The sequence below is a fragment of the Allobosea sp. Leaf344 genome (assembly GCF_001426225.1).
Taxonomy (GTDB): Bacteria; Pseudomonadota; Alphaproteobacteria; order Rhizobiales; family Beijerinckiaceae; genus Allobosea.
The window spans coordinates 1,078,564-1,091,351 of sequence record NZ_LMRT01000001.1 but is presented as its reverse complement, the minus strand read 5'-3'; the positions used below and the strand labels follow the sequence as shown (position 1 = coordinate 1,091,351).

The window sequence follows — 12,788 nt, the reverse complement described above, 5'->3', positions numbered from 1 at the left end:
TCTGGATTGCTTCGCTGCGCTCGCAAGGACGCGAGGGGGAGGCTCAACGGCACCGGACCGCGCCGCGACCGATCAGCCGGCTTCATGGCTGGCGCGACAGAGTTTGACTTGAGCTCGCGCCGCGCCCGCCGCACTCTGCCGCCGACCCGCGCAGGGTCGAGCCAGCCCAGCAGGACATGCCCATGACCGCCGCCCGCACACAGACAGAGACCGGCCTGACGCTCCCGAGCTATGCCGATGTCGAGACCGCCGCCGGCCGGCTTAGGGGCGTCGCCCACCACACCCCGGCCCTGACCTCGCGCACCGCCAATGCGCGCACCGGCGCGAGTCTGGTCTTCAAGCCCGAGAACCTGCAGCGCATGGGCGCCTTCAAGTTCCGCGGCGGCTATAATGCGATCGCGGCGCTGTCGCCGGAGCGCAAGCGCGCCGGCGTGCTGACCTTCTCCTCCGGCAACCACGCCCAGGCGATCGCCTATTCCGGCCGGCTGCTCGGCGTGCCCACCACCATCATCATGCCGGAGGACGCGCCCCAGGCCAAAATGGCGGCGACCCGGGCCTATGGCGGCGAGGTGGTGCTCTATGACCGCTATACCCAGGACCGGCTCGAGATCGGCAACGAGCTGGCGGCCGAGCGTGGCCTGACCCTCATCCCGCCCTATGACCATCCCGACGTCATCGCCGGCCAGGGCACGGCGACGAAGGAATTGATCGAGGATGCGGGCCCGCTCGACATGCTGCTGGTCTGCCTCGGCGGCGGCGGGCTCCTGGCCGGGGCGGCGCTGGCGGCCAAGGCGCTGAACCCGGCCTGCCGCGTCTTCGGTGTCGAGCCGGAGGCGGGCAATGACGGGCAGCAATCCCTGCGCAGCGGCAAGATCGTCCGCATCGCGGTGCCCAAGACCATCGCCGACGGGGCGCAGACGCCCTTTCTCGGAGATTACACCTTCCCGATCATCCAGGACCTGGTCGAGGACATCGTCACCGTCAGCGACGCGGCGCTGGTCGATGCGATGCGCTTCTTCGCCGAGCGGATGAAGCTCGTCGTCGAGCCGACCGGCTGCCTCGCCGCGGCCGCCGCCTTCACCGGCGCCGTGCCGGTCGAGGGGCGCCGCGTCGGCGTGATCATCAGCGGCGGCAATGTCGATCTCGCCAGCTTCGCCCGCTTCGTCGCGCCCGCGAGCTGAAACGCCGTTTCCCGCGCATTCGCCGTTGACGGCGCGCGCATGAGAGACTATACGGCTGCCTCTCGCAGCGGCCTGCCAAGGCAGTGTTCCGCCGCACGGCATTTTCAATCAAGGTCGCGGTCCGGCGCGGTTGGCATGACGCCAGCTTGCCGAGACACGAAGATGACAAGGACGTTTTGGGATGGCCAATACGACGTCGGCCAAGAAGGCCACGCGCAAGATCGAGCGCCGCACCGAGGTGAACAAGGCGCGCCGTTCGCGCATGCGCACCTTCCTGCGCAAGGTCGAGGAGGCGATCGCCTCCGGCGATCAGGCCGCCGCCGCCGCCGCGCTCAAGGCCGCCCAGCCGGAGATCATGCGGGCCGCCCAGAAGGGCGTGGTTCACAAGAACACCGCCTCCCGGAAGGTCTCCCGCCTCGCTGCTCGCGTCGGCACGCTGAGCGCCTGAACCGCTCCCGGACCGGCTCCGTACCGCTCTGAATCGACCCGGCCGAGAGGCCGGGTTTTTTGTTGGCTCACGAGCCCTGTGTTCCCTTCGCCACACCTTCGCAGAGTCGAAAAATTCCGCCGCGCGGGATGCGATTCGCAATCTTTCTCCGGGCTCGCGGCCTTGACTCTCGCCGCGCTTTTGCGGCGGGAATCCGGGCCTCCCACCCCCTCGGGCCGCGCAGCAAAACCCTCGAAATCTCATGAGGTTAGTGGGCAAAGGATTTCGGCCTATGGAATCGGGGCGACTCCATCTCGGCCCCGCGCCCCTTCCGAAAAAAAGATTCGCAGGCCGCCCGCGTCCGGTGACGTAAACAAAATCTTAAGGTTCCCCAACCAATTGCGGGCCGCCCCCCGATCTCCTGTGGACGCCTCCGAAGGGGCGAGTCTCCGAAGCCGGCTCGGCGCCGTATTGCCCCCCGTCGAGAGCGCCCTGTAAGGTCCCTTCATCGCCGGCCGGACAGCAATGGCCGCCGGGGGTTTCCAGAGAGAAATTGACGCAGCGCTCACGACCTCGGGGGGTTGGAGATGGATAGGCTTTTGTCTTCTAGGTCGGGGTGAAGCGCAGCTTCGGGCTGGAGCGGGCTCTTCGAGCTTAATCGAGATCGCGGGAGCGTTGCATCCCGAGGGCGCCTGGCGGCCTCGGGACAGGGCTTCCTTTGACCGGGCATTGGCGCCGGACCGGTTTCCGTCACGCGGAAGCCGCAGGCCGCGCGCGTCTTGAATTTGAAACAGAACGAGGCAGGGCATGTTTGAACGGCTGGGCACGATCGAGGCGGAGACGGTGGTTGCGGGGACCTCCCCGGAGCTCGCCCTGTTGGCCGCGGCCGATCTGCAGGCGCCGGCTTCGGTTCCGGCCGAGGCCGTGATCGAGGGCTCGCCCGCCGAGGCCTGGGATCGCGTCCGCCGCCGCCTGCGGGCCGAGCTCGGCGAGGATGTCTTCTCCAGCTGGTTCGCCCGCGTCGAGCTCGGCTCGGTCACCGGTGGCGTCGCCTATCTCACCGTGCCGACGCGCTTCCTGAAGAGCTGGCTCGAGGCGCATTACATCGAGCGGCTGCGGGTCAACTGCGCCGCCGAGCTGGCCGCGACCGCCGGCGTCATCCTCTCCGTCCGCCAGGTCGCCCGCGACACCTCGCGCGATCCGGTCGCCGCGCCCGGCCGCCCGCAACAGGCGCCGCAGGGCCGCCCGGCCCAGCTGCCGGTGGCGGCCGCTCCGGAGCCCCGCCAGCCCCCGGCCGCGGCCGGACAAGGCGAGGGCGAGGCGCTGGACGTCTGCGGGACGCTGCTCGACCGGCGCATGACCTTCGAGAGCTTCATCGTCGGCAAGTCCAACCAGCTCGCCTATGCCGCCGCCGAACGCATCGCCGCCGCGCCGGCCGGCTCGACCCCCTACAACCCGCTCTATCTCCATGCCGGCGTCGGGCTGGGCAAGACGCATCTGCTGCAGGCGATCGCCCAGGAAGCGCGCCGCCAGGGCAAGCGCGTCGCCTATTTCACGGCGGATCGCTTCATGTACGGCTTCGTCGCTGCGCTGAAATCGCAGACCGCTCTGGCCTTCAAGGAGAAGCTGCGCGGCATCGACCTGCTCGTCGTCGACGACGTGCAGTTCATCCAGGGCAAGTCGATCCAGCAGGAATTCGGCCACACCATCAATGCGTTGATCGACGCCGGCAAGCAGATCGTCGTCGCCGGCGACAGGCTCGCCAATGATCTCGAGACGCTCGACGAGCGCATCCGCTCCCGGCTCGGCGGCGGGCTGGTGGTCGAGGTCGGCGAGCTCGACGAGGGGCTGCGCGCCAAGATCCTGGCCTGCCGCCTCGCGGCGCTGCAGGCGACCCATGCGAATTTCCACTTCAGCCCGGATGTCGTGGCCTATGTCTCGCGGGTCGTCGCCACCAATGGCCGCGATCTCGACGGCGCCGCCAACCGCCTCCTCGCCCATGCCACCTTGTCGGGGCAGATGGTGACGCTGGAGACGGCCGAGGCCGCCATTCGCGACCTGGTCCGCACCCGCGAGCCGCGCCGCGTCAAGATCGAGGACATCCAGAAGCTGGTCGCGACCCGCTACAATGTCAGCCGTGCCGACATCCTCTCCGAGCGCCGCACGGCGGCGGTGGTCAAGCCGCGCCAGATCGCGATGTATCTGTCCAAGGCGCTGACGCCGCGCTCGCTGCCCGAGATCGGCCGCCGCTTCGGCGGGCGCGACCACACCACGGTGCTCCACGCCGTGCGCAAGATCGAGAAGGCGATCACCGAAGACCGCTCGCTGCACGAGGAGGTCGACCTGCTCAAGCGCATGCTGCAGGAGTGAGCCGGGGCGGCGCCGTCCGTTGTTGAACGCGGCAGGAGCGCCCTTGCGTCGCTGACGCGCCTCCGGCAATGTCGCGGGCCATCCCGCCACCCGCGCAGATCCGCCGCGGGCGCCAGCACGCCAGAAGACCAAGAGTCATGAAGGTTACCGTCGAACGCTCCACCCTGCTGAAGTCGCTCGGTCACGTGCATCGCGTGGTGGAGCGCCGCAACACCATTCCGATCCTGTCGAACCTGCTTCTCAGCGGCGGCGAAGGGGGGCTCCGGCTGAAAGCGACCGATCTCGACATCGAAGTGGTCGAGACCATCGCCGCGGATGTGGCCGAGCCGGGCGCGACGACGGTGCCCGCGCATACGCTCTACGACATCGTCCGCAAGCTCGCCGACGGCGCCCAGGTCTCGCTGGAGACGACGGGCGACAGCGGCCTTGTGCTGCGCTCGGGTCGCTCCCGCTTCCAGCTGCAGACCCTGCCGGAGAGCGATTTCCCGGACATCACCGCGGGCGAGATGGCGCATCGCTTCACCCTGCCGGCGGGCGAGCTGAAGCGGCTGATCGACAAGACGCAATTCGCGATCTCCACCGAGGAGACCCGCTATTATCTCAACGGCATCTATCTGCACACGATCGAGGTCGAGGGTCGCAGCCTGCTGCGCGCCGTCGCGACGGACGGCCACAGGCTGGCCCGCGTCGACACGGCGGCGCCCGCCGGCGCGGCCGGCATGCCGGGCGTGATCGTGCCGCGCAAGGCGGTGGCCGAGATCCAGAAACTGCTCGAGGATGGCGAGGCGCAGGTCACGCTGGAGCTGTCGGCCACCAAGATCCGGGTCGCCACCCAGGATGTGGTGCTGACCTCCAAGCTGATCGACGGCACCTTCCCGGATTATCAGCGCGTCATCCCGAGCGGCAACGACAAGCGGCTGATCGTCGACAAGGGCGATTTCGCGGCCTCCGTCGACCGGGTCTCGACGATCTCCTCCGAGCGCGGCCGCGCAGTCAAGCTGTCGATGGTCGACAGCCGCATGACGCTCTCGGTGACGAACCCCGATTCCGGCTCCGCCACCGAGGAGATCGAGGTCGAATACGACGCAGCCCCGCTCGATATCGGCTTCAACGCGCGCTACCTCATGGACATCGCCCAGCAGCTCGACGGCGACACCGCTCTGCTGAAGCTGTCCGATCCCGGCTCCCCCACCGTGATCCAGGATCGCGAGGGCGCGTCGGCGCTCTATGTGCTGATGCCGATGCGGGTCTGACCGCGCGCCCGTGACGGCCGTCGCACGCCTGATCCTCCAGGATTTCCGCTCCTACCGAAGCCTCGACCTCCCGGTCGAGGCGCGCATCGTGGCGCTGACCGGCGAGAACGGTGCGGGCAAGACCAATGTGCTGGAGGCGCTGTCGCTGTTCACCCCCGGGCGCGGGCTGCGCCGGGCCGAGCTCGCCGACATGGCCAGCCAGGACGGCACCGGCGGCTTCGCCGCCTCCATCACCCTGGCCGGGGAGGGAGCCCGCCTCGGCATCGGCCTGTCGGAGCCCGATGCCGAAGGCCGGCGCAGCCGCATGGCGCGGATCGACGGGGCCGCCGTCGGCTCGGCCCTGGCCTTCAGCGAATATCTGCGCATCGTCTGGCTGACGCCGGATTCCGACGGGCTGTTCCGGGCCTCGGCCGGCGAGCGCCGGCGCTTCCTCGACCGGCTGGTGCTCGCCGTCGACCCCGGCCATGCGACGCGCTCAAACGCCCTGGAGCGGGCGCTGCGCTCGCGCAACCGCATCCTGGAGGAGACCCCGGGCCAGGCGCAATGGCTCGATGCGGTGGAGCGGGAGATCGCCGAGCTCGGCGTCGCCGTGGCCGCGGCGCGGGCCGAGACCGTGGCGCGGCTCTCGGCGATCATCGCAGAGAGCCGCGATGCCGCCTCGCCCTTCCCGCAGGCCGAGCTCGCTCTGTCCGGCGACATCGACCGGCTGGTCGCCGAGCTGCCGGCGCTCGATGCGGAGGAGGCCTATCGCAGCCGGCTGCGCCAGAACCGCCCGCGCGACCGGGCGGCCGGCCGCACGCTGGTCGGGCCGCAGGCCTCGGATCTGCAGGTGCGCCATGTCCAGAAGAACATCGCCGCCGAATTCGGCTCCACCGGGGAGCAGAAAGCGCTGCTGATCGGGCTCGTCCTGGCCCATGCCCGGCTGGTGGCGGCGATGAGCGGGCTGAGCCCGCTCGTCCTACTCGACGAGATCGCCGCCCATCTCGACCCGCGCCGCCGCGCCGCGCTCTATGAGGACCTGCTGGCGCTCGGCTGCCAGATCTGGATGACCGGCGCCGATCCCACGCTCTTCGCCGAGCTGCCGGGCGCGGCCCAGCGTTTCACCGTCACGGCCGGGGCGGTGCGGACCGCCGCCTGAGGCGGCGATAGGCCATGTGACGAATGGTTAACCATTCTCGTGCAATTTCGCGCCAATGGACCTTACGCGACATAAATTCTCGGAACGCGAAAGCCAGATTGCCGCCCATCTGCGAGCGATCCTCGAGCCGCATTTCGAACTCGCGATCCAGCGCCTCTACCAGCGTAGCTTCGGCGCCGATGTGTCGGAGAAGGCGCGCCAGCTCCATCTCGACGAGGCTAGCAAATACAGGCGGCTGTTCTCGCTCAGCTTCGACGCCGATTACGCCCAGGCCAAGCGCCGCATCGTGACCCATGCCAACCGGCGCGACATTCTCCTGGCCGATTACCCGCTGTTCTTCCTCGAGGATTTCTCGAATTTCCTGCCGGTCGTCGTCAGCCGCTGGAAGCGCCGCTGGGGCCCGGTCGACGAGGCGATCCGCGTGTTCTGCCGGCTGATGCTGGTCGACATCTCGCATTCGCTGAGCTGCTTCGACGAGGAGATCGAGCTGGCGACCGAAGAGCGGCTGAACGGTCTGGAGCGGGCGTTTCGCGACGGCATCGCCGAGCGCATCTCCGCCATCGATGCCAGCATCAGCCAGATCGCCGGGGTCTCCGGAGATCTCTCGGGCAAGGCCGGCGAAACCCTCCAGGCCGTCGCCGCCACCCAGAGCCGGCCGGAACAGGTCTCCGCCTCCGTCGCCGAGATCGTCGATGCGACCCGCCGTTTCGGCAGCTCCTGCTCGGAAATCCTGAAGGAAATCGCGACCGCGAGCCAGGCCGCCGACGAGGCGAGCGCCGAATGCCGCGGCATCGCCGACAGCGTCGGCGTCCTGCAGCAGGCCAATCAGCGTATCGGCAGCGTGGTCGAGCTGATCCGCAGCCTCGCCGCGCAGACCAATCTCCTGGCGCTCAACGCCACCATCGAGGCGGCCCGGGCCGGCGAGGCCGGCCGCGGCTTCGCCGTCGTCGCCGCCGAGGTGAAGGCTTTGGCCACAGCGACCAATACGGCCACCGATACGATCCAGGCCGGCATCACCGAGGTGCTGAGCTCCGGCCGCGCCATCGAGGAGGCAGTCTCGCAACTGGCGCGCACGATGCAGACCATGCAGGACAGCGCCCGCATCGTCGCGGCCTCCGCGGCCGGCCAGGCGGAGCGCATCCAGGACATCGCCGGCCAGGCCGAGCTGTCCTCCGTCGGGGTCGACGAGATCGCCCGGCACGCCACGCTGGTGGAAGGGCTGGCCGCCGAGGCCGCGAGCCTCGCGCGCCATATGGACGGTCACGTCAAGGCGGCCTCGAGCCTCGCCCATGAGCTCGAGAATTCGATCGGCATGTTCCTCGGCGATGTCGCGACCGCGCGCACCGCGCGCCATGGCGCGATCATCCGGGCCGAGGCGGGCTGAGCTGGGCCTCTCCCGCCCGCGCCCGCAGCGGGCGGGCGAGATCGCGAGATCCAGCCGGGGCTGGCCATGGCGGCGCGCATGCGGCACACCCTCCCCCATGGCGCATTCCCGCGAATCAGACGCCCGGACGATCCTGAAATCGGTGTTCGGCTATGAGGATTTCCGCCCCGGCCAATGGGAGGTGATCGCGGCTGCGCTGGAGGGGCGCGACGTCTTCGCCGTGATGCCGACCGGCTCCGGGAAATCCATGTGCTACCAGCTGCCGGCGCTGGTGGCCGGCGGGCTGACCCTGGTGGTCTCGCCGCTGATCGCGCTGATGCGCGACCAGGTCGGCCAGCTGACCCGCGCCGGCGTCGCCGCCGCCTCGCTGAATTCGATGAACAGCGAGAGCGAGGCGGCCGAGGCCTGGGACCGGCTCAATGCCGGCGAGCTGCGCCTGCTCTTCGTCTCGCCCGAGCGTCTGGCGGGGGAGGGGCTGGTGGCGCGGCTGCGCCGTCTCGGCGTCACCCGCCTCGCCATCGACGAGGCGCATTGCGTGTCGCAATGGGGCCATGACTTCCGGCCCGAATACCGGCTGCTCGCCAAGACGCGCGAGGCGCTCGGCAATGTCCCGGTCACCGCGCTGACCGCGACGGCCGATCGCCAGACCCGCGAGGACATCGCCCAGCAGCTCTTCCCGCGGCCGCCGCACCTCGTCATCCATTCCTTCGACCGGCCCAATCTCAAGCTGGCCTTCGCGCCCAAGGACCAGCCGCGGCGGCAGATCGCGGATTTCCTGAAGGTGCATCGCGGCGGCAGCGGCATCGTCTACTGCTCCTCGCGCGGGCGCACGGAGCGGCTGGCCGAGGGGCTGAGCGAGCAGGGCTACCGGGCGCTGCCCTATCACGCCGGGCTGGACCAGGGGCTGCGCAACCGCAACCAGGACATCTTCCTGCAGGAGGATGGGGTGGTGGTCTGCGCCACCATCGCCTTCGGCATGGGCATCAACAAGCCCGATGTGCGCTTCGTCGTCCATGCCGACATGCCCGGCTCGATCGAGAGCTATTATCAGGAGATCGGCCGCGCCGGCCGGGACGGGCTGCCCGCCGATACGCTGACGCTCTACGGCGTCGACGACATGGCGCTGCGCCGCCGCCAGATCGACGAGAAGGCGATCGACGAGGAGCGCCGGCGCATCGAGCACAGGCGCCTCAACGCGATGATCGATCTCTGCGAGAGCGCGCTCTGCCGGCGCTGCGCGCTGCTCGCCTATTTCGGCGAGGAGACGCCGAGCTGCCGCGAGAGCGCGGCCGCCTTCCGCTGCGATCTCTGTTCGAGCGAGGCCGTGCTCGCCGATGCCACGCTCGATGCGCGCAAGCTGCTCTCGGCCGTGGCGCGCTCGGGCCAGCGCTTCGGCGCCGCGCATCTCGCCGACATCCTCACCGGCACGCTCAGCGACACCGTCAAGCGCCAGAACCATGACGGGCTGAAGACCTTCGGCGTCGGCCAGGACAAGCCCAGGAGCGCCTGGACCGCCTTGACGCGAAAGCTCTTCGCCGCCGGGGCGCTGGCCGAAGCCAGCGCCGAGCATGGCGGCTTTCGCCTCACCGGCAAGGGCGAGGACATCCTGTTCGGGCGCGAGCCGATCACCGTACGGGCCGATCCTCATGCCGATCGGCGCAGAAGCCGCGGCGGGCGCGAGGCGGCCCGCGCCGACGGGCTGGACGAGGGCACCGCGGCGCTGTTCGAGCATCTGCGCCGGCTGCGCCTCGAGATCGCGCGGGAGGAGGGCGTCGCCGCCTATATCATCTTCACCGACCGCACCCTGATCGCCATGGCGCGCGAACGCCCGCTCGGCCTGAGCGCGATGCGCGCGATCGAGGGCGTCGGCGAGCGCAAGCTCAGCCAATATGGCGAGGCCTTCATCGAGGCCATCGCCGGCTTCCCCGGATGATTGCGAGGCGGCGGCCGGGGGCCGCCTGCGGCGCCAGCGCGCCTCTCCGAGGCGGCGGCGCTCCGGCCCGGATTCCGCCGCCCCTCGCGCACGTACACGCGCACGCGTGAAAAAGCCGCAAGGAACCCCTATATTCATGGTACGAATCAAGATGATCGCGGGCGTTTCCACGCCCGCCGAAGGACCCAGACATGACGAATGCCGCCCGCGACCTTGAAGACGCCGCCTACGGCGCGGATTCCATCAAGGTTCTCAAAGGCTTGGATGCCGTCCGCAAGCGGCCGGGCATGTATATCGGCGACACCGATGACGGCTCCGGCCTGCACCACATGGTCTATGAGGTCGTCGACAACGCCATCGACGAGGCGCTGGCCGGCCACGCCACCGAGGTGACGGTGACGCTCAATGCCGACGGCTCGGTCACGGTCACCGATAATGGCCGCGGTATCCCGACCGATATCCACAGCGAGGAAGGCATCTCGGCGGCCGAGGTCATCATGACCCAGCTCCATGCCGGCGGAAAATTCGACCAGAATTCCTACAAGGTCTCGGGCGGCCTGCACGGCGTCGGCGTCTCGGTCGTCAACGCGCTCTCGGTCTCGCTGAAGCTGCGCATCTGGCGCGGCGGCTCGGAGCATTTCATGGAGTTCCGCCATGGCGAGGCGGTGGCGCCGCTGCAGGTGGTTGGCCCGGCCGGCAACCGCCGGGGCACGGAGGTGACCTTCACCCCGAGCCAGGACACCTTCACCATGATCGAGTTCGACTACAAGACGCTCGAACATCGGCTGCGCGAACTCGCCTTCCTGAACAGCGGCGTCCACATCATCCTCACCGATGCCCGCCATGCCGAGATCGTGCGCGAGGATCTGATGTATGAGGGCGGCGTCGAGGCCTTCGTCCGCTATCTCGACCGGGCCAAGACGCCGATCATCGCCAAGCCGCTGATGCTGACCAACGAGAAGGACGGCATCACCGTCGATGTCTCGCTGTGGTGGAACGACAGCTATCATGAGAATGTGCTGTGCTTCACCAACAACATCCCGCAGCGCGACGGCGGCACCCATCTCGCCGGCTTCCGCGCCGCGCTGACCCGCCAGATCACCGGCTATGCCGAGACCTCCGGCATCCTCAAGAAGGAGAAGGTCGCCCTCACCGGCGATGATTGCCGCGAAGGTCTCACCGCCATCGTCTCGGTGAAGGTGCCCGATCCGAAATTCTCCTCGCAGACCAAGGACAAGCTGGTCTCCTCCGAGGTCCGCCCGGTGGTCGAGAACGTCGTCAACCAGGCGCTGGCGACATGGCTCGAGGAACATCCGGCCGAGGCCAAGCAGATCGTCGGCAAGGTCGCCGAGGCGGCGGCCGCGCGCGAGGCGGCGCGCAAGGCGCGCGACCTCACCCGCCGCAAGGGCGCGCTCGACATCGCCTCGCTGCCCGGCAAGCTCGCGGATTGCCAGGAGCGCGACCCGGCCAAATCGGAGCTGTTCATCGTCGAGGGTGACTCGGCCGGCGGCTCCGCCAAGCAGGGCCGCGCCCGCGAATACCAGGCGGTGCTGCCCCTGCGCGGCAAGATCCTCAATGTCGAGCGGGCGCGCTTCGACAAGATGCTCTCCTCCGAACAGGTCGGCACGCTGATCACGGCGCTCGGCGCCGGCATCGGCCGCGAGGAGTTCAACATCGAGAAGCTGCGCTACCACAAGATCATCATCATGACCGACGCGGATGTCGACGGCTCGCATATCCGCACGCTGCTGCTGACCTTCTTCTTCCGGCAGATGCCGGAGGTGATCGAGCGCGGCCATCTCTTCATCGCCCAGCCGCCGCTCTACAAGGCGGCGCGCGGCAAGTCGCAGACCTATCTGAAGGATGAGCGCGCTCTCGAGGATTACCTGGTCGAGACCGCGCTGGACGGCGCCGTCTTCCGCAACAGCGACGGCAGCGAGCGCGCCGGCGCCGATCTCAGGGTGCTGATCGAGGAGGCGCGCGGCATCCGCCAGACCCTGACGCAGCTCCACACCCGCTATGATCGCCGCGTCGTGGAGCAGATGGCGATCGCCGGCGCGCTGCATCCCTTCGTCGAGGGCGGCGAGGACAAGGCCAACGAGGCCGCGGCTTACGTCGCGAAGCGGCTGGACGCGATTTCGGACGAGCTGGAGCGCGGCTGGGAAGGGCGCTTCAGCGAAGGCGGCTTCCTGTTCTCGCGCATGGTGCGCGGCGTCAAGCAGGTCGCGGCGATCGATGCCGGCCTGCTCGCCAGCGCCGAGGCGCGCAAGCTCGATGCCGCCGCCGCCTCGCTGCAGGAGGCCTATGCCAAGCCCGCCATGCTCAGCCGCAAGGGCGACGACCAGCCGGTCAACGGGCCGACCGATCTCTTCGACGCGATCACGGCGATCGGCAAGAAGGGTGTCTCGCTGCAGCGCTACAAGGGGCTGGGCGAGATGAACCCCGACCAGCTCTGGGAAACCACGCTCGACCGGGACGCGCGCTCGCTGTTGCGCGTCAAGAACGACCAGAACGACGAGGCGGACGACCTCTTCGTCAAGCTGATGGGCGATGTGGTGGAGCCGCGCCGCGAATTCATCCAGACCAACGCCCTGAACGCCACCGTCGATACCTGAGCCGGTAGCGGGCAAGAACCCCTCTCCTGTAAGGAGAGGGGTCGGGGTGAGGTGTCGACCGTTAGCCGGGGAGGCGTTATGGCGACAGGGTTTCACCCGGCGAACCGCCTGCGGCTCCCGCGCCGGCTGGTGATGTTCGCGCCACCCTGGTCCAAGGGTCGACACCTCAACCCTGCCCCTCTCCTTACAGGAGAGGGGTTCGCGCGCGTTCCCCGGCGGCCTCTCGACGAGATGGAACGGGGGATGTCCCTCTTCCTGATATCTCCCTCTTCTTGATGATCAAGCGCGGGGAACCCATCTCCTGTAAGGAGAGGGGCAGGGGTGAGGTGTTGGCCGTTCGCCGGGGAGGCGCCACGGCGGCGTTTCCGGGTGAAACCCCTGTGATCTGTCGCCATGGCGCCGAACCCCTCTCCTTACAGGAGAGGGGTTTCCCGCGCTTAATTACCAAAAAGACAGAGACATCAGGAAGAGGGACATCCCACGTTCC

General features: G+C 68.8%; 8 protein-coding genes. All 8 read left to right on the top strand.

What is annotated here, in order from left to right; translation table 11 throughout:
- Nucleotides 1-182 precede the first annotated feature (182 nt).
- Nucleotides 183-1,181 carry a threo-3-hydroxy-L-aspartate ammonia-lyase gene (locus tag ASG72_RS04830; protein ID WP_200939887.1) on the top strand — a complete coding sequence of 333 codons (999 nt, stop codon included), beginning with the start codon at nucleotides 183-185 and terminating at the stop codon, nucleotides 1,179-1,181.
- 181 nt (nucleotides 1,182-1,362) lie between these two features.
- The gene (gene rpsT / locus ASG72_RS04825; protein ID WP_056709532.1) at nucleotides 1,363-1,629 is read left to right on the top strand and encodes a 30S ribosomal protein S20; all 267 of its coding nucleotides are present in this window, start codon (nucleotides 1,363-1,365) and stop codon (nucleotides 1,627-1,629) included.
- Nucleotides 1,630-2,415: 786 nt separating this feature from the next.
- On the top strand, nucleotides 2,416-3,978 hold the full coding sequence (gene dnaA, locus ASG72_RS04820; protein ID WP_082540080.1) for a chromosomal replication initiator protein DnaA: 1,563 nt from the start codon (nucleotides 2,416-2,418) through the stop codon (nucleotides 3,976-3,978).
- A 137-nt stretch (nucleotides 3,979-4,115) separates the two neighbouring features.
- Entirely contained in the window at nucleotides 4,116-5,231 is a 1,116-nt protein-coding gene (dnaN, locus tag ASG72_RS04815) for a DNA polymerase III subunit beta (protein WP_056709531.1), read from the top strand.
- 10 nt (nucleotides 5,232-5,241) lie between these two features.
- A complete protein-coding gene (gene recF, locus ASG72_RS04810; RefSeq protein ID WP_056709530.1) occupies nucleotides 5,242-6,369 on the top strand; it encodes a DNA replication/repair protein RecF in 1,128 nt (375 codons plus the stop codon).
- A 55-nt stretch (nucleotides 6,370-6,424) separates the two neighbouring features.
- On the top strand, nucleotides 6,425-7,753 hold the full coding sequence (locus ASG72_RS21390) for a methyl-accepting chemotaxis protein (RefSeq protein ID WP_056709529.1): 1,329 nt from the start codon (nucleotides 6,425-6,427) through the stop codon (nucleotides 7,751-7,753).
- A 97-nt stretch (nucleotides 7,754-7,850) separates the two neighbouring features.
- Nucleotides 7,851-9,686, top strand: coding sequence for a DNA helicase RecQ (gene recQ, locus ASG72_RS04800; RefSeq protein ID WP_056709528.1), 1,836 nt, complete (start codon nucleotides 7,851-7,853; stop codon nucleotides 9,684-9,686).
- Between the two features lie 191 nt (nucleotides 9,687-9,877).
- On the top strand, nucleotides 9,878-12,301 hold the full coding sequence (gene gyrB, locus ASG72_RS04795) for a DNA topoisomerase (ATP-hydrolyzing) subunit B (protein ID WP_056709527.1): 2,424 nt from the start codon (nucleotides 9,878-9,880) through the stop codon (nucleotides 12,299-12,301).
- Nucleotides 12,302-12,788 lie beyond the last annotated feature (487 nt).